The organism is Acinetobacter haemolyticus, assembly GCF_900406815.1.
Classification (GTDB): domain Bacteria; phylum Pseudomonadota; class Gammaproteobacteria; order Pseudomonadales; family Moraxellaceae; genus Acinetobacter; species Acinetobacter haemolyticus_A.
On sequence record NZ_OVCN01000008.1, the window covers coordinates 83,853 to 103,361 of the forward strand.

The following is a 19,509-nucleotide window of genomic DNA, read 5'->3' on the forward strand; positions in this document are numbered from 1 at the left end:
CATGAAAAACAGAGTTGTTAAAGCAAAAAATTTATTGGCGTTTCGCATTTGGCTAGAAAAATTAGGATATTCAGTTAAAAACCTAACCGATAATCGCGGCTTCACTTTTAGTTTTAAAAAGGAATATGGCTTAGTCACAGGGGACTTATCTGGTAATGCTTTGGCAATGCAACTTGGTGAAGAGTTTGAAGATCATCTAAAAGCTTAATTTTGTTTATACTTTTACCCTTTAGAAACTTAAGTCGATGACTAATTTTTAATGTCTAAACAATGCGCAATAATTTATAAAAATCAATAAACTGCGATTGTTTAGACCCAGCCTAAGATGATTTATCGTATAAACATTTACCTTATACGATAAGTATTTAACCTGATAAGAACTTATTTATTTCTGAGTTCTTTCCTTAATATCTTTCCTACATTTGACTTCGGTAATTCAGATATAAATTCGATATGACGTGGTCTTTTATATGCAGTTAGATTTTCTTGAGTATAAAGCTTTATTTCATCCACAGTTAAAGAATGATCTCTCTTTACGATAAATGCTTTTGGCACTTCACCTGATTTTTCATCTGCAACACCAACCACGGCCACTTCCATCACTTTGGGATGCTGTGACAAAACACTCTCGATCTCATTCGGATAAACATTAAACCCTGATACTAAAATCATATCTTTTTTACGATCTAAAAGAGTTAAATACCCCTGAGCATCTATACTGCCAATATCTCCTGTTTTAAAGAAGCCATCCGCAGTCATGACCTGTGCTGTTTCCTCAGGAAGATTCCAGTAACCTTTCATCACTTGTGGACCACGTATCGCTACCTCACCAGCTTGACCTTGAGGCAAGGCATGACCCTGATCATCGAGAATGATTATTTCTGTCGCAGGCGATGGTAGACCAACTGTACCTGTAAACTTCCGCGCTTTAGGAGGATTGAATGTTACAACTGGAGAAGTCTCAGACATTCCATATCCTTCACGAATTGCACAGCCTGTAATCTTCTCCCACTGGTCTGCCGTAGAATGTAATATAGTCATTCCCCCACCTGCTGTTATTTCTAAACGGCTATGGTCCAGTTCCTTAAATTTAGGATGATGATTGAGCGCATTAAATAAAGTATTTACCCCAGTAAAGGTCTGCGGTTTATATTTGTCAAAACAGTCGACTAAATCATCAATATCACGCGGGTTGGCGACGAGTACGGTGGTATAGCCCTTATTCAAAGTGTAATGCAACAAACATACGGTGAATGCATAAATATGATACAAGGGTAAGGCACAAATCATCGTATCGCCAGCCAATGCATCACGATTACCAAAGTAGCTACAAAATACTGCATTGTTCTGAAGCAGGTTACTCATAATGTTTTTGTGAACTAATTCAGCACCTTTAGACACTCCTGTTGTTCCCCCGGTGTACTGTAAAAGTACCGTATCATCTAAATTAAGATGGGGACGAATATAATCATCAGCGGAAGTCTTTTCTAAAATATCTAAAAACTTGAAAAGGTTATTTTGAGTATTGCAAGATTGCTGTGCTTGTTTTTCGATTAATAAATCATCTGGTGTGGTCGAGATGACATATTTCACCTCAACCTCCGCGTGAATAGCATTATATATAGGCAAAAGTTGGTCTAATAGGATGAGTACTGTTGCACCTGCATCATTAAGCTGATGTTTTAGTTCACGCGCCGTATAAAGCGGATTTACGTTTACTAAAATCAAGCCAGCACGAACAATAGCTAAAGCAAGTAATGGATATTGAATGATATTCGGCAACATAACTGCAATGCGACTGCCTTGGGGTAAGCCTAGACTTTGTAGAAATGTGGCCAATTGACGGCTATAATATTCAACTTGGTCAAATGTAAAACGCTGATTCTTAAAAATAAAAGCATCTCTTTGCTGAAATTTGACAAAACTTTTATCCCAGAAGTCTAAAAGTGAAGAGGCATCTTGAGGAAATTGAATATCAAATGAAACATCCCATTTTTGGTATTCGTCTGCCCATATTTTATTAACCATCATCTTTCCCTTTCCTATCTTAATTATCCAATGTTCTGTTGAATCGGTCTGCCTCTATGATGCTGAAGCATGCAGCTAACTCATCGAATATCGTTCTATCCTTTGACGATGTTTTTTTATTAATAGTAGCAAATATAGAAACCATATTTCGTATAACGAAATTAATATTCAATTATAAAAAAATAAAAGTCAAGTGCAAAATCGACATGGTAATTTTCAAAATAAATTGAATAGTGTGCAATCACTCCTTTTCGCACTGATAACTTTTATACAATGTGACGGCGAAAAATAAATGCTCACGTGCTCTATAAAAAACAACTAGAACAAAAAGATTACTCAGCGTAAGGATTTCGAAAGGAACTAAACACAGCAACAATAGCCAACCTTCATCTATTAGAAATATTTATTGATAATTCAATCATTCATACGATAGGTATGGTGACTGAAAGTATATGGAGCTAAATCCAAAATGAAATAAAGATCATGGTTTAAAGATGGAATATTTTTCTATTTTTAGCGACAAAAGAATTAAAACGAAAACCTTTACAACCTTATATTTCATGCAAATTAACATTGGAACTTAAACGATTTCCAAGTATTATAATGCCCTAGTCGAGGGATGCTGCGACAATTGATTGGCACAAAAGATCAATTTGCCAGGCTCGACGATCGGTTAAACACTCGTTTTAACCAACAACGGCATCCGCGAACAGAACGATCCATACTATTTTTTTCTAGGAGATCCTGATGAACGCGGTGAATGCTTCATTTACAGATTATAAAGTTGCTGATATTTCCCTTGCTGACTACGGTCGTAAAGAAATCAAACTTGCTGAGGCAGAAATGCCAGCTTTGATGGGTTTACGTAAGCGTTATGCAGCGGCTAAACCTCTTGCTGGCGCAAAAATTTTGGGTTGTATCCACATGACAATCCAAACAGCTGTTCTTATTGAAACCTTAATTGAACTTGGTGCTGAAGTTCGTTGGACTTCATGCAACATTTTCTCTACTCAAGATCATGCTGCTGCTGCAATCGCTGCACGTGGTATTCCGGTATTTGCTTGGAAAGGCGAAACTGAAGAAGAATATGTATGGTGCTTGGAACAACAGATCAATGTCAATGGTCAACCTTGGGACGCTAACATGATCTTGGACGATGGCGGTGACTTAACTGCCCTTGTTCATGAGAAGTATCCAGCACTTTTAGAACGTATTCATGGTATTACAGAAGAAACAACCACAGGTGTACAACGTCTTTTAGAAATGTGGAAAGACGGTTCACTTAAAGTTCCTGCAATCAATGTCAATGACTCTATTACAAAGTCTAAAAACGACAATAAATATGGTTGCCGTCACTCATTAAATGATGCAATCAAACGTGCAACTGACATGCTACTTTCTGGTCGTCGCGCACTTGTGATTGGTTACGGTGATGTTGGTAAAGGTTCTGCTCAATCTTTACGTCAAGAAGGCATGATCGTTCGTGTAACTGAAGTTGATCCGATCTGTGCAATGCAAGCATGTATGGATGGGTATGAAGTTGTATCTCCATACAAAAATGGCGTACAAACGGGTAAGAAAGAAGACATCAATCATGATCTTTTAGGCAACACTGATCTTGTTGTGACAACGACTGGTAACTACCATGTATGTGATGCGGCAATGTTAGATAGCTTAAAGGCAGGTGCGGTAGTTTGTAACATCGGTCACTTTGATACTGAAATCGATACAGCTTACTTACGTGGTTACAAATGGGTTGAAGTTAAACCTCAAGTACACCAAGTTTATCGTTCAGAAGACGAAAGCAACTACTTAATCCTTCTTTCAGAAGGTCGTTTGGTCAACCTAGGTAATGCAACTGGTCACCCATCACGTGTTATGGATGGTTCTTTCGCAAACCAAGTATTAGGTCAAATGCACTTATTCGCTGAGAAATTTGCTGATCTTCCTGCTGATCAAAAGCAAGCTGCTATCCGCGTAGAAGTTCTTCCTAAGAAATTAGATGAAGAAGTTGCTGCGGCAATGGTTGTTGGCTTTGGTGGTGTGTTGACACAATTGACTCAAGTACAAGCGGATTACCTCGGTGTACCTGTTGAAGGTCCATTCAAATCTGACGCTTATAAATACTAAGAATCTTAGGGCAGACGTTATACGGACTGCCCTTTTTTCTAAAAATTTCCAAGCGATTTTAAAAAGGATTTGAAATGACGAAACGTGTTCCTATTTCTTTCGAATTTTTCCCACCAAAAACTGATGCTGGTGCGGAAAAATTACGTGTTGTTCACCAAGAACTTCAACTGCTGAATCCAGAGTTTTTCTCAATTACTTATGGTGCTGGTGGTTCTACTCGCGAACGTACTTTAGCTGCGATTAATGATTTCAATGGCAAAGGCACACCTGTTGCACCTCATCTTTCTTGTATTGGTGATGACAAATCGCGTATTGCTGAGCTGTTAGATTTATACAAATCTCAAGGCATTGATCGCATCGTCGCATTACGTGGTGACTTACCATCAGGTCAGGTCGGTTTAGGTGAACTCCCTTATGCGCAAGACTTGGTTCGATTTATACGTGAACATTCAGGTGATCATTTCCATATCGAAGTTGCTGCCTACCCAGAAATGCATCCACAAGCAGAAAGTTTTGATACCGATATCAAACGTTTTGTAGAGAAAGTAAATGCGGGCGCAAATGCCGGTATTACTCAATTTTTCTTCAATCCAGATGCATATTTCTATTTTATTGAACGGATTGCCAAAGCAGGCGTGAATATTCCAGTTGCACCGGGTATTATGCCGATCACCAATGCAAGCAACCTAATCCGCTTTGCTGATGGTACAGGTGCTGAAATTCCACGTTGGATCCGCAAACAGCTTGCTGCCTATGGTGATGATAGCGCGAGCATTAAAGCTTTTGGTCACGAAGTGATTGTGAATCTTTGCGAGCGTTTGATCGCTGGTGGTGCCCCAACACTACATTTCTACTCAATGAACCAAACCGAACCGACTCGACAACTCGTTGTTGATCTTGGTTTAAACTAATTTGTACGAGCCCTACCCAAGCATGAATCGTTTTTATATCGAAACTGAATTAAATACTGGCAATACCATTGAATTAACAGAATCGGTATTTCATCACTGGGTACGTGTGCTTCGCGCAAAAGAACAAGAACAAGCCATCTTTTTTAATGGAAAAGGTGGCGAATACGTGGTCACCCTATCTGAAATTAACAAAAAAAATGCTTTCGTGTCGATTGATCAATTTAATGAATTAGATCGTACCGCGCCTTTTAATGTGGTTTTAGGTCAAGTGATGAGTAAAGGCGATCGTATGGATTATGCGATTCAAAAAGCCACAGAACTAGGTGTTACCACGATTCAACTTTTAACCAGTGATCGTTGCGAAATGCGATTAAAATATGATCGTGACCAAAAAAAACTAGATCATTGGCAATCTGTTGCAATCGCAGCCTGCGAACAATGCGGAATGAATCGTGTACCTAAAATTCTTGCGCCCATCTCACTCAATGACTGGGTTCAATCTGAATTGCCGACCTCTCGTTTTGTACTCGCACCCAATAAAGATCAAACAAATATACTACTGAATAGTACACCTGATATTGCATTATTAATTGGTCCTGAAGGTGGACTTAGTGAAACAGAAATCGAAACAGCCAACCAATACCAATTTAAAAACTGGTGTATCGGTGATCGTGTGTTAAGGACGGAAACAGCCCCCGTGGTTGCCTTGTCTATTTTAAACTACCACTTTTCAAGCAAATGATGCATTTACATTGCTTTCCACTGGGTTTGACGTTAATTTAAATAAACTCAACACTATGGTTTACAAAGAATAAAGACTATAGGTACTGATAAAAGAAAAGGATTATTCTTGTATGTCTGGGGTTCAGAAACAAGGTTTAGCACCATTTATTTATACGGATCAAATTAATTATTCTAGTCATATCAGATCCTTTGTTCTCAGTGTATTGGGCATATGTGTTTTAGACTATGCTTTATTTGGTCTATTCTACTCTTTCGCCCCAAATATTTTTACTCTTTGGATTAGCATCACTGCCGCTTTTCTTCTACTTTTCTTTTTTTTATGCCGTTTTTCTTTGAAATGCTATTCATCGCCAGCATTTATTAAAAGAAGCCATTTTCTATTTCAAATCATTTGTTTTAGTACGGGTTTATTACTAGGCATCAACTCAATCATCATTACTTACTACTTAATCCATGATGTTCCACAACTGACTGGATCACATATACTGATATTAACTGCGCTGTTACTGACCACCTCACATATCATTGCGCTGACATTTCTTACTCAACATATTCGTTATTTCTTTCTATTTTTTCTTCCTAGTATTCTCCCCCTGATTATTTCCCATCTGTTATCTCAGGATCATCAACACACCCTGTTTTACCTTGCGTATTACTTCACCTTCTTCGCAACTTTATTGTGTGCACAAGCTACTTTCAAGATTCATAAACACTTATCTCAAGTACTTGAGAAAAACAAACAATTAATCGATGTTGCAGAGCAGCACAATCAATGGACTGAGGAGCTCTGTCAGCAATTACAACATGAAGTAAACAAATCCAAAGATATTGAAGCTCAGCTACAATTCAATAACCATTTGTTAGAGCAAAAAGTACGTGATCGAACTTATGATTTGACCCAAATGAATGAGAGTTTAGAAGAGCATCGCCAAAACTTATCATTTGCCCATGAGACTGCAGGAATTCGCCCGTGGGAATGGAACTTAGAAAATCAAACGGTGGGTGTAACCAATACTCATAGCCAACCAGTCAAAAGAGATTCTGAAAATCATTACACCCTTCTACATAAAATCGTTCATCCTGATGATATTGAACGTGTAAAAAATGCTTTGTACCATCATTTATGCGGTGAAACTTTACGTTATGAAGAAACTTACCGTATCAAAAGACAAAATGGTGAATGGTCTTGGATCCACGATGTAGGACAAGTGATCCAACGTCACCCTGAAGATCAAACTCCATTACGCATGGTGGGTATTCATCGCGATATTAATCAAGAGCGCAAAGACCAAGAGCGATTAAAACTGTCAGCCAGTGTATTTGAACAAGCTTCTGAAGGAATTTTCATACTTGATGAACACTTTAATTATATTGAGGTCAATCCTAAATACGAACAAATCACCGAACTCGATAAACAAGTGATTTTAGGTAAGCAACTTTTTGAAATTACAAAACAAAATAAATTGCATCACCAAAACTTTCAGCTCTCTATTTTAGACACTTTAACTCAAAAGCATGAATATGAAGGTGAATTTCAAGAAACTTATCATTCAGAAAAATCATGTTTCTTGTGGATGCATATTAATGCCGTTAAAGATGAACAAGATCGAGTCATTAATTATATCGGTATCGTTTCTGATCAAACTGAACGAAAGCATCAGGAACAAAGATTATCTTATCTCACCAATTATGACACGCTGACAGACTTACCAAATCGATTCTATTATCAGCAGCAATTGCATCAATACCTGGTGAATGAAGCCTCTATTCAGCATCTCGCTGTCATTCGCTTGAACATTGATCGTTTCCGAACTCTTAATGAACTGGTCAGCAATCAGGCTGGGAATGAATTGCTAAAACAAGTCGCGCAACGATTACGTATAAGTAATATTGATGCATTATTAGTTGCGCATTTAAGTGCTGATGATTTTGCGATAATTTACGAGATGTCACCGTTACATCCGCCCATTCATCAACTATGCAATAATATTGTCGAGAACTTTAGCCAGCCATTTTATATTGCCGATCAAGAATACTTTGTAAGTGTTTCGATTGGCGTGGCGATGTTCCCTGAACATGGACGTCAAGTAGATAATTTAAATACTCATGCAGAGCAAGCACTTAATGAGGCTAAACGCTTAGGTGGCAATACAATACGTTACTATTCAAATGAAAGAGCAAACTTGGCAGCCCAATACTCGGATTTAGAGCTTGATCTAAGAAAAGCAATCCAAAACAATGAGCTTGTCGTTTACTATCAACCCAAGATGATTGCTCACGATAATCTGGTAAATGGTTTCGAGGCGCTTATACGCTGGGAGCATCCCACCAAGGGGCTCATCATGCCAGATATTTTTATTCCATTAGCAGAAAGCACCAGCTTAATTTCTGACATCGGACAGTTCGTATTACATCAGGCAGCGAGACAATTACAAAGATGGATTGAGCTGGGTTACCCCCAAGTTCATATTGCAGTCAACACTGTGGTACAACAAGTCCTACGTGGGCAATTATTACATGATATAGATACGATTTTATCGCAGTATAGAATCTCTGGGCAAAATCTGGAATTAGAAATCACAGAGTCTGCATTCTTAGAAAATACGGAAACGGTTAAAACAGTTCTAGAAGCATTAAAAAATCGTCATATTTCCATCGCATTAGATGATTTTGGGACGGGATATTCTTCCCTTGCCTATTTAACCGAATATCCTATTGATACCTTAAAAATAGACCGTGCTTTTATCTCCAAGATAGGCCATCCGAAACAAGATGCGATCGTTAATGCCATGATCGCTATGGGCAAAACCATTGGCCTAAAAGTTGTAGCAGAAGGTGTAGAAACTGAAGAGCAAAGAGACTATTTGAAAAAACAAAATTGTGACATCTTGCAGGGTTACCTATTTGCCAAGCCATTGACCGCTTTAGAGGCAACCAAATTTCTACAGCAGCATAGTTAACTGTCAACCGCAAGATCTTCCATTTACAACGAAAATTTACGACTTTAAGCCTTTATTTTTAGTTGAAAATAATTTGTCAATAAGTCGTATCATTCAGTGAAAATAAGCTATTTTGACTGGGCGAAAGCATGAACTAGTGCTATATTCTTGTGCACTTATCTTAATATAATAATCAGTCATATATATGCATGATTATTATCGGAACAATCGAGACTCAGATGGACGATCAATCTTTAAAACAAGCCGCTTTGTATTACCATGAATTTCCTACTCCTGGAAAAATCAGTGTGACACCTAGCAAGCAGCTCGTTAACCAACGAGATTTAGCGCTTGCATATTCCCCAGGTGTTGCAGCTCCATGTTTAGAAATCGAACGCGATCCTTCTGCCGCTGCAAAATATACAGCGCGTGGTAATTTGGTTGCCGTCGTGAGTAATGGTACAGCAGTTCTTGGTTTAGGGAACATTGGTCCTTTAGCATCCAAGCCTGTTATGGAAGGTAAAGGCGTACTTTTCAAAAAATTCGCAGGTGTTGATGTCTTTGATATTGAAATCGCGGAAAATGATCCAGATAAAATCGTTGATATCGTTGCTGCATTAGAACCAACTTTTGGTGGTATTAACCTTGAAGATATCAAGGCACCAGAATGTTTCTATATCGAGAAAAAATTACGTGAACGCATGAAAATTCCTGTGTTCCATGATGATCAACACGGTACTAGTATTATCGTTGGTTCAGCTTTACTCAACGCGCTGCAAATCGTAAACAAAAAAATCGATGAAATTAAAATCGTTGCTTCTGGTGCAGGCGCTGCAGCCCTGTCTTGCCTAGATTTGTTGTGTGCTTTAGGTGTAAACAAAGAAAATATCATTGTTGCTGACTCTCGCGGTCTCCTCACCACTTCTCGTGATGGATTGGATGATTCGAAAAAGCGCTATGTTCAAGATATTCAAGCAACGCAATTGAATGAAGTAATCGCTGGTGCGGACATGTTCTTGGGTCTTTCTGCAGCTGGGATCTTAACCAAAGAAATGGTTAAAGAAATGGCTGAGAATCCAATCATTTTTGCACTTGCAAACCCAGATCCTGAGATTCTACCTGAACACGCTCATGAAGTACGTCCAGATGTCATTATGGCAACAGGTCGTTCGGACTATCCAAACCAAGTAAATAATGCACTTTGTTTCCCATACATTTTCCGCGGAGCGTTAGATGTAGGTGCAACGACCATTAACGAAGAAATGAAGATTGCCTGTGTACATGCCATCGCACGTATGGCACATGTTGAAGCAGATGCAGCGACCTATGGTGAGAAGTCAGCTTCCTTTGGTCGTGATTACTTGATCCCACGTCCACTTGATCAACGCTTAATTTTAGAAATTGCACCAGCAGTTGCTAAAGCAGCAATGGATTCTGGTGTTGCCACTCGCCCTATTGAAGATTTCTCAGCATACCGTCAAAGACTTTCTGAGTTTGTTTATAACTCAGCATTCTTGATGAAACCAATCTTTGCACAAGCAAAAACCGACCCTAAACGTATTGCTTATGCTGAAGGTGAAGATGAGCGTGTATTACGCGCAGTTCAAATCGCAGTAGATGAAGGCTTGGCAAAACCAATCTTGGTAGGTCGTACGACGGTAATCGAAGCAAATATCAAGAAATTAGGCTTACGCTTACAGCATGGCGTAAACATTGAAATCGTTGATCAAGAACAAAATCCGTTATATGAAGAGTTCTGGAAAGACTACTATCAAACAATGCAACGCAAAGGTGTAACGGTTGAGTATGCGCAACGTGAAACTCGTCGTCGCTCAACATTGATCGCAGCTTTACTTGTGAAGTTTGGTAAAGCAGACGGTATGCTTTGCGGTACATACAGCAGCTATGATATTCATTTAGATTTTGTGCGTAATGTGATTGGTCTAAAAGAAGGTCGCAGCACATTCTTTACCCTGAATGCATTGATGCTTGAAGATCGCAATTTGTTTATTGCTGATACATATGTCAATACCAATCCAACAGCGGCACAGTTAGCTGAAATGACAATTTTAGCTGCAGAAGAAGTACGCCGTTTTGGTATTACACCACGTGTTGCTCTACTTTCTCATTCAAGTTTTGGTAGTGACCAGCACGATGCAAGCGCTCAGAAAATGCGTGAAGTTTATCGTTTACTCACAGAGCAAGCCCCTGATTTAGAAGTTGAAGGTGAAATGCACGGTGATGCAGCGCTTGACGAAAATATCCGTCATTTTGCATTCCCTAACTCACGCTACAAAGGTTCAGCGAATTTGTTAATTATGCCGAATTTAGATGCTGCAAACATTTCATTTAATTTGTTAAAAGCAACTTCTGGCAATAATGTAACAATTGGTCCAATTTTGTTAGGTGCTGCTAAACCAGTTCATATTTTGACACCGACTGCAACGACCCGTCGTCTGATCAATATGACAGCGTTAAGTGTTGCAGAGATTCAACAAAGTCAAAACTAATCCTTAAGTGAAGCTTGCCTAGAAAAGCTTGTCTTGAGACTTGAGAAAACCTCCATTCTGTAGCATGATTATGTGAAGAATAGAGGTTTTTTCATGCAAGTTTATTTAGTAGGCGGTGCAGTTCGAGATCATTTACTTGGGCACCCCTATCACGAAAAAGATTATGTTGTGGTTGGGGCAACACCCGATCAATTACTCGCTGAGGGTTATCAACCCGTTGGTAAAGATTTTCCTGTATTCCTACATCCTAAAACAAAAGAAGAATATGCACTTGCCCGCACCGAAAGAAAATCAGGCGTTGGCTATCACGGCTTTCAATTTTTTACTGATACAAACGTTCGCCTAGAAGAAGATTTAATTCGTCGTGACCTAACAATTAATGCCATGGCGATGGATGCGGATGGTCAAGTCTATGACCCCTATGGTGGTCAAAAAGACTTAGAGCAAAAAACTCTTCGCCATGTTTCGGATGCATTTACCGAAGATCCTTTACGTGTACTGCGTGTTGCCCGATTTGCTGCCCGTTATGCATCTTATGGATTTGTCGTTGCAGAGGAAACATTAGCGTTAATGCGTAAGATAGCAGAATCTGGTGAGTTAAATGAGTTAACGCCTGAACGTGTCTGGAAAGAAACAGCGCGAGCATTAATGGAAGACCATGCAGATGTATACTTCCAGATTCTTAGAGACTGTAACGCTTTAAAAATCTTATTTCCGGAAATTGATGCTCTTTTTGGCGTTCCGCAACGACCTGAATACCATCCCGAAATCGATTGTGGTATTCATACATTAATGGCGCTTCAGCAAGCTTGTAAAGCAGAGTATGCTTTAGATGTGCGATTTGCCGTCCTTGTACATGACTTAGGTAAAGCACTCACACCGCCTGAGGAACTTCCTAGACATGTGATGCATGAGGAACGCGGTATACAACCTGTCACAACACTATGTGACCGATTGAAAGTGCCAACACAACTCAAAAATCTTGCATTAACCGTATGTAAAGAACACTTAAAATGTCATCAAGTAAAAATCTTAAAACCGGGTACTCTGTGGCGTTTCTTGCAACGTTTAGATGTATTACGTCGTCCCGAAAAGGTTAAAGCATTTGTTCAAGCGTGTGAGTGTGATGCTAAAGGTCGTTTAGGTATGGAAGATCGAGCTTATCCACAAGCCCAATATATTTTAAATGCGATGGAAATCGTTAGAAATATCCGTGCTCAAGACCTACCAGAACACATTACAGGTCCAGAAATTGGTGAAATGTTAATTCAATATAGAATTGAAGCATTGGCAAAATTTAAAGAGCAGTACGGCGAATAAACCTATTTGACACCCCACCCTCACATGATCCTACTATTCAAGCTTTATACTGGATCGCTTAAATAGTTCATATCAGCTCTTTCGTATTTCTTGTTGCATAAAAAATATAAAGAGCTGATAAACATCTCTATTATTTCGTCAATAATACAGGATCTTCAATATTATAGCCCGTTTCAAAAGGAATACCGAGATATTCAACGGTTGCAAGTATATTTTTACTATGAGGCACTTTATATACTTTCGCTATATTTAACTCTTTCTTATAGCTAACAGCTGTTTGCGGCTTACTTTTTAGACCAAGACTTTTAACCTGATATTGGTACGACCATTTATCAATAGGTACTTGAGGATCATACCATGCCTTTGCTGTTCCTTTTTTAATAGACAATAACTGGATATGAGCCTTACGCTTAGGTATTGGTTCAAGAGGCAATAAACGCTTCTGAATTTTTGCAATTTCTATATCAAATTTCGTACTGTACTGATCGTAATCAATTAATTTAGTTTTAGGGTTAATATAAAGTGAATTCACTTGGATCAGCTTAGTCGGATTGGCACTATTTAATTGATAATAATAAAGTTGAGGTAAACGTCCCCGCCCATCTTCAAAATGTCGCATGAGATAAATTTTTTGAGCTTTACGATCTAATCCTAGAACTTCAATATGTTGTGGTCCACCCACCGTGGCATAAACTGGCAAAGATAAACATGACAAAAAAATTGTACTGAGAAGAATTTTTGGCATAGGCATGGACATATTGAACTCCAAATTAATTTTTATACTTAAAGCCACTATATTGAGTTTTTAATGAAGAAAATGTTATTTTTTCTATTTCAAGCTTTTATTTTAATGAGACTGAAAATTTATTTTATAGCGAGTTACACCGTTCCCACACCACAATAATATATTGTTCTCCCATAAAAAAACCCAGTCTAAAGTAATGACTGGGTTTTTTATAACTTTTACTTATTCAGTAAAAATTATTGAGCAGCAGCAGCAGCTTGAGCAGCAGCAACTTCATCAGCAAAGCTCATTTCAGCTTTCTTCTCAATACCTTCACCTACTTCGAAGCGAGTGAATTGAGCAACAACTGTACCAGTCGCTTTTAATACATCAGCAACTTTCTTGTCGTTATCAATAACATACATTTGACGATCAAGTGCTACTTCGTTCAAGTATTTCTCAACTGAACCAGTAACCATTTTCTCAACGATGTTAGCAGGCTTACCAGATTCTAAAGCTTTTGCTTCAGCAATTTCTTTCTCTTTAGCGATCAAGTCAGCTGGAACAGCTTCAGCATTTACTGCAACTGGGTTGAACGCAGCAACGTGCATTGCAATACCTTTACCAGTATCAGCATCACCAGTGTAAGAAACTACAACACCGATTTTTAAACCGTGCTTGTAAATAGCCAAGTTTTCGCCTTCAACGATGTGAGCACGACGTACTTGGATGTTTTCACCGATTTTTTGAACAAGTGCAACACGCGCTTCTTCAACAGTAGAACCATCTTCAAGTTTAAGTTCAGCAATTTTCGCAGCATCAGTTTCATTTGCAGCAAGTGCAGCTGTAGCCACTTTATCAGAGAAGTTTTTGAAGTTTTCGTCTTTTGCAACGAAGTCAGTTTGACAGTTAACTTCAACAAGAATTGCTTTATTACCGTTTTGAACGATTGTGATCGCACCATCAGCAGCAATGTTACCTGCTTTTTTAGCAGCTTTTGCTTGACCTGATTTACGAAGGTTATCAATCGCAAGTTCGATGTCACCGCCTGCTTCTGTTAATGCTTTTTTGCATTCCATCATTGCAAGACCAGTACGGTCACGTAATTCTTTTACCATGCTTGCAGTAATTGCAGTCATGTTGATCTCCTAAAATCGGTAGAATATAAATCTGTTCAACAAAAACGGCCCAAAGGTTTCTCTGGGCCGTTTTGCTTTCTCGACGCTCAATTTGTCATCATTTTAAATCACAAAAATGACAAGCTTGCGTCAAAACGCATTAAGCCTCAGGAGCTTCTTTAGCAGCTTCTTCGCCTTTCGCTTGTGCATTCGCTTGTGATTGAGCGTATTCTTTACCAGCAAGAATCGCATCAGCCATAGCTGAAGCATACAAAGTTACTGCACGGATCGCATCATCGTTACCCGGAATAACGTAATCAACGTTGTCTGGGTTAGAGTTTGTATCAACGATACCGATTACAGGAATACCTAAGTTTTTAGCTTCTTTAATTGCAATCGCTTCATGATCAACGTCGATTACAAATAATGCGTCAGGTAAACCACCCATGTTTTTAACGCCGCCTAAAGCACGTTCAAGTTTTTCCATCTCACGAGTACGTTCTAAAGCTTCACGTTTAGTAAGCTTAGCAAAAGTACCGTCTTGAGATTGAGTTTGAAGATCTTTTAAACGGTTGATAGATTGGCGAAGTGTTTTCCAGTTCGTCAACATACCACCTAACCAACGGTGATCTACATATGGTTGACCAGCGCGTTGAGCTTGTTCACGGATGATGTTAGAAGCAGCACGTTTCGTACCAACGAATAATACTTTGTTCTTTTTGCTCGCCAAGTTGTTAACAAAGTTCAAAGCATCATTTAACGCAGGAACAGTGTGCTCAAGGTTGATGATGTGAATTTTGTTACGCGCGCCAAAAATGTATTGACGCATTTTTGGGTTCCAGAAACGAGTTTGGTGACCAAAGTGTGCGCCTGCTTGAAGAAGGTCGCGCATGCTTACGTTGTAATCTGCCATTTTCTTTACCTTAAAGTTTGGGTTAGGCCTCCATATATCCGCATTCTCCACCTATTGCTAGGCACCCAGAGTAATGTGACGATATATGTGCGGATTTTTTACGACTATTTATTATCAAACAATTCCGCAAAAGCCTCCAATAAAAATAAAGAAGATTTATCACGAAAAGCATTTGATAAAATAGGCGGCTATTTATACCATAGACACTTGCAAATTACCAAAAGTTTTTAGAGATCATGAATACAACTTATACAGCTCCTCGTCGATTAATTAAAACACCTGAAGAAATTGAAAAGATGCGTGTTGCAGGGAAATTGGCTGCTGAAGTTTTAGACATGATTAAACCGCATATCAAAGCGGGTGTAAGTACGCTAGAACTCGATACAATCTGCCGCAATCACATTGAAAATGTACAAGATGCTATTCCCGCTTGTGTTGGCTATGGAGCGGCACCAGGTCGACCTGCCTTTCAGCATTCAATTTGTACATCTGTAAACCATGTGGTTTGTCATGGTATTCCATCTGAAAATAAAATTTTAAAGAACGGTGACATTCTAAATATTGACGTCACTGTTATTAAAGATGGTTATCATGGCGATACGAATATGATGTATATCGTTGGCGGTGAAACGTCTATTTTGGCAAATCGCTTGTGTTCAGTTGCTCAGGAAGCCATGTATCGTGGTATGGCCACAGTCAGAGATGGTTCATACCTTGGTGATGTGGGGCATGCGATTCAGCAATATGTTGAGTCTGAACGTTTCAGTGTGGTACGTGAATATTGCGGTCATGGGATTGGTAATGTCTTCCACGATGAACCTCAAGTTTTACACTATGGGCAAAAAGGCACAGGAATGCGTTTGGAAGCTGGCATGACCTTTACTATTGAACCAATGGTAAATGCAGGTGTTTGGCAAACTAAACTTTTAGGTGACAAGTGGACAGTCGTCACTAAAGATCATAAATTGTCAGCTCAATATGAACACACGATTTTAGTGACGCAAACAGGAATTGAGGTATTAACGGCCCGTCCAGAAGAAGATCTTTCACGTTTTCAATAACTCATTTTAAGGGTGAGAACAAATGTTTTCGCCCATTTTTAGATTAAAAATCACTCAAATTTAATTTAATTAATACAATTTTTTTCACACTTATAACAATTATAAATTCTATCTAAACAAAGTATCCATAAAAAAGCGTTATGGTGAGCGCTAGAAAAATCCTTACAAACTTTAGGACATGGAGTCCCAAAATGATGAAGAAATCATTTGCATGCCTGATTGCAACAGGTTTATGTACCCTTCCTACACTCACTTTTGCCGATTCACCTTATTTTAGCCTGAAAGATGGAGATGGGTTTAAACGGTTTTCTGTTTCGGCGGGCTGGTTACATGCCATGCCCCAAGGTTCGGCAAATCCAATTAATATCAATACCAGTGTTGCTGAAGGTACACAATCAAAAGTAGGAGATGTATCCACTACTGCTGTGTTAGATGCAATTGATCAAAGTAAAGCTTCAGGAAAATTTTGGCATGGTACAATCAGCCTTCTTGATAAATTTACAGATACTCTTCCCTCATCACTTGCTGGTACAGCTGAAATTAATGGTCTTTCAAATTGGCAAAGTCAAGGAACTGGCTTAGAAGCTGCCGATGTTGATACTGTTGGTATAATGATGAATTATCATTTTACAGATAATCTTTCTCTTGAAGTAAAAGCAGGTATCCCCCCAAAAGTAGATATTAAGGGCAAAGGTGATATTTATGCCCCACTTTCTGGAAAAGCTACTCCATTAAAAGATGGGTCAACTATTGGGGGTATCATAGGGGATGGTATTGCCCAAGCGGGTGGAGATATTCCTTTAAAACAAGATCTTCATATTACGGATCTTTCGCAAGGTGGCAAAGCTGCGACCGCACGCGCTTGGTTACCTGCCGTTGAGCTCCATTACCAATTTGGTAAAACAGGTGTCAATAAATTCCGTCCTTACGTTGGGGCTGGTGTAATGTATGCTTATTTCAACTCACTGAAGATTAATCCTGCGATTGAATCAGATCTTATTGCAGCAGGTCATATGATCCAGAATATTCATGATAATAAAGCTGGTGGAGCATTAGACCGTAAAACATCTTCTGCCGATCCTGTTGTTAAACTTAAAGCAACAGATACTTTTGCGCCTATCGTAACGTTGGGTGCAACTTATGATTTCAAACCTAATTGGTTTGCTGTTGGCTCAGTTTCTTATTCGAAAATGAATAACGAAGCAAAAATTTATGTTACTGACCGCAATACAGGTAAAGAGTTGATTCGTGCAAATACTAAAATCGACATTGATCCACTCATCACTTATGTAGGTATCGGTTACCGTTTCTAATTTTTTTATTGTTCTTAAAGCAGCTTCGGCTGCTTTTTTATTATCGCTATGTTTTAAATCACCCTGTACAAAAAAGATGCACCATTTAAAAACAACTTATTCAGCCTTGTCTTACAGTTCTTATTATCCCTGCCGCTTTAAAAAATAAGAGACGCTTACATCTAAATCCCCGAAATATAAAAATTAGAAAAATTAATTATTTAAATTAATATCTTAATTTATTCTTTTGATTAAATATTTTTATTGGCACATCCCTTGCTTAATTGACAATAAATAGAATCAATGTCGATTCAAAAATTTGTTGACGGCCAATGATGTCCGTTCTGTTCGGTTTGTAAGCCTCACCATCTCAGTCTTACAAAATAATATTTCGTTCAGTTCAGGAGAAGGCAATGTCTTCCAATATAAATATAGATGCAAAGAAAGCTACTGAAATAAAACTTTTTAGTTTCACCACTCCAGCAATGCGTGCATTCCATATGACATGGCTGGCCTTTTTCGTATGTTTCTTCGCATGGTTTGCATGTGCACCATTAATGCCAGTGATCGCTGGTGAATTTAATTTAACCAAAGCCCAAATCGCAAATATCAACATTGCAGCTGTTGCAATCACTATTGTTATTCGCCTTATCGTCGGGCCATTATGTGACAAATATGGACCACGCAGAACTTACACTGCCCTTTTGATTCTCGGTAGCATTCCTGTGTTTGGGGTAGCGGCGGCTAACACCTACGAATCCTTTTTATTTTTCCGTCTTTTAATCGGCGCAATTGGCGCAAGCTTCGTGATTACCCAATACCATACCAGCATTATGTTCGCACCGAATGTTGTGGGTACTGCAAATGCCGCTGCGGCAGGTTGGGGAAATGCTGGCGGTGGTGCAACGCAAGCCATCATGCCACTCATTCTAGGTGCCATCATCATGTTTGGTGTTGAGCAAGCGATGGGCTGGCGTATTGCATTACTTGCTCCAGGAATCATGATGGTAATCGTGGGTATACTTTACTGGAAACTGACGCAAGATAGTCCACAAGGCAACTTTAAAGAATTACGTGAGCAAGGCATAGAAGCAGGTAATATTAAAAAAGGTGGTACAGCTATTTTAATGCAAGCCGCTCGTAATTATCGTGTTTGGGTTTTATTTACTGCTTATGCAGCATGTTTTGGCATCGAGATTTTCATTCATAATATTGCCGCAATGTATTATGTTGACCATTTTAATATGGGCTTGAAAGAAGCCGGACTAACTGCTGGAATATTTGGTTTACTTGCATTATTTGCTCGTGCATTGGGCGGTATTATTTCTGACAAGGTAGCTCTCAATAAAGGACTAGATGGTCGTACCCAAGTTTTGTTCTTACTTATCTTGGGTGAAGGGCTATTTCTTATTATTTTCTCACAGATGAATGGTGTGATGCTCGCCGTACTTACAATGACAATTTTTGCTCTGTTTACCCATATGGCCTGTGGAGCGACTTATGCCTTAGTACCCTTTATTGACCGCGATGCACTCGGAGGTGTGGCTGGCATTATTGGTGCAGGCGGCAATGTGGGTGCTGTCGCTGCTGGATTTCTTCTGAAAGGTTTACTCGATATCCAAACTTGCCTCATGGTCCTGGGTAGTCTGGTAATTGTTGCTGCGTTTAGTGTCGTTTTGATTCGCTTCTCAGTCGAACATAAAGAAAAAGAACAACAACTATTTGAGCAAGCTTTGCTTGAACGCAACTCCACCCCTTAATTTCACGCTGCTCATAGAAGGATGTGTGCCTATTCACATCCTTTCAAAACCATTCATGT

14 protein-coding genes are annotated in these 19,509 nt (G+C 39.0%); 10 read left to right on the plus strand and 4 right to left on the minus strand.

What is annotated here, in order from left to right; all coding sequences use genetic code 11:
- Nucleotide 1: 1 nt before the first annotated feature.
- Entirely contained in the window at nt 2-208 is a 207-nt protein-coding gene (locus DK207_RS07205) for a hypothetical protein (RefSeq protein WP_004638493.1), read from the plus strand.
- 173 nt (nt 209-381) lie between these two features.
- On the opposite strand, the gene DK207_RS07210 is transcribed toward DK207_RS07205, so the two are convergent.
- A complete protein-coding gene (locus DK207_RS07210; RefSeq protein WP_109440651.1) occupies nt 382-2,028 on the minus strand; it encodes an AMP-binding protein in 1,647 nt (548 codons plus the stop codon).
- A 747-nt stretch (nt 2,029-2,775) separates the two neighbouring features.
- Between DK207_RS07210 and ahcY the strand changes: the two genes are divergently transcribed.
- The 6 genes from ahcY to DK207_RS07240 all read left to right on the plus strand — a co-directional run bounded on the left by ahcY (nt 2,776) and on the right by DK207_RS07240 (nt 12,582).
- Complete coding sequence (ahcY, locus tag DK207_RS07215; protein ID WP_109440592.1) at nt 2,776-4,158, plus strand: adenosylhomocysteinase; 1,383 nt, start codon at nt 2,776-2,778, stop codon at nt 4,156-4,158.
- A 74-nt stretch (nt 4,159-4,232) separates the two neighbouring features.
- The gene (gene metF / locus DK207_RS07220; RefSeq protein WP_109440593.1) at nt 4,233-5,069 is read left to right on the plus strand and encodes a methylenetetrahydrofolate reductase [NAD(P)H]; all 837 of its coding nucleotides are present in this window, start codon (nt 4,233-4,235) and stop codon (nt 5,067-5,069) included.
- Between the two features lie 22 nt (nt 5,070-5,091).
- Nucleotides 5,092-5,811 carry a 16S rRNA (uracil(1498)-N(3))-methyltransferase gene (locus DK207_RS07225; protein ID WP_109440594.1) on the plus strand — a complete coding sequence of 240 codons (720 nt, stop codon included), beginning with the start codon at nt 5,092-5,094 and terminating at the stop codon, nt 5,809-5,811.
- Nucleotides 5,812-5,923: 112 nt separating this feature from the next.
- Nucleotides 5,924-8,773 (plus strand): EAL domain-containing protein, encoded by a 2,850-nt coding sequence (locus DK207_RS07230; RefSeq protein WP_109440595.1) that lies wholly within the window; start codon nt 5,924-5,926, stop codon nt 8,771-8,773.
- Nucleotides 8,774-8,991: 218 nt separating this feature from the next.
- Nucleotides 8,992-11,262, plus strand: coding sequence for an NADP-dependent malic enzyme (locus DK207_RS07235; protein ID WP_109440596.1), 2,271 nt, complete (start codon nt 8,992-8,994; stop codon nt 11,260-11,262).
- Between the two features lie 93 nt (nt 11,263-11,355).
- On the plus strand, nt 11,356-12,582 hold the full coding sequence (locus tag DK207_RS07240; protein ID WP_109440597.1) for a multifunctional CCA addition/repair protein: 1,227 nt from the start codon (nt 11,356-11,358) through the stop codon (nt 12,580-12,582).
- A 130-nt stretch (nt 12,583-12,712) separates the two neighbouring features.
- Here DK207_RS07240 and DK207_RS07245 read toward each other — a convergent pair whose 3' ends face one another.
- The 3 genes from DK207_RS07245 to rpsB form a co-directional block, all read right to left on the minus strand.
- Complete coding sequence (locus tag DK207_RS07245) at nt 12,713-13,339, minus strand: aminotransferase (protein ID WP_109440598.1); 627 nt, start codon at nt 13,337-13,339, stop codon at nt 12,713-12,715.
- A 224-nt stretch (nt 13,340-13,563) separates the two neighbouring features.
- Nucleotides 13,564-14,445 (minus strand): translation elongation factor Ts, encoded by an 882-nt coding sequence (gene tsf / locus DK207_RS07250; RefSeq protein ID WP_109440599.1) that lies wholly within the window; start codon nt 14,443-14,445, stop codon nt 13,564-13,566.
- Between the two features lie 139 nt (nt 14,446-14,584).
- Complete coding sequence (gene rpsB / locus DK207_RS07255; RefSeq protein WP_005082020.1) at nt 14,585-15,337, minus strand: 30S ribosomal protein S2; 753 nt, start codon at nt 15,335-15,337, stop codon at nt 14,585-14,587.
- Nucleotides 15,338-15,573: 236 nt separating this feature from the next.
- Here rpsB and map point away from each other — a divergent pair, with 236 nt between their 5' ends.
- The 3 genes from map (at nt 15,574) to DK207_RS07270 (ending at nt 19,450) form a co-directional block, all read left to right on the plus strand.
- A complete protein-coding gene (map, locus tag DK207_RS07260) occupies nt 15,574-16,398 on the plus strand; it encodes a type I methionyl aminopeptidase (protein WP_109440600.1) in 825 nt (274 codons plus the stop codon).
- Between the two features lie 191 nt (nt 16,399-16,589).
- The gene (locus DK207_RS07265; RefSeq protein WP_109440601.1) at nt 16,590-17,711 is read left to right on the plus strand and encodes an OmpW family outer membrane protein; all 1,122 of its coding nucleotides are present in this window, start codon (nt 16,590-16,592) and stop codon (nt 17,709-17,711) included.
- 392 nt (nt 17,712-18,103) lie between these two features.
- The gene (locus tag DK207_RS07270) at nt 18,104-19,450 is read left to right on the plus strand and encodes an MFS transporter (RefSeq protein WP_109440602.1); all 1,347 of its coding nucleotides are present in this window, start codon (nt 18,104-18,106) and stop codon (nt 19,448-19,450) included.
- Nucleotides 19,451-19,509 lie beyond the last annotated feature (59 nt).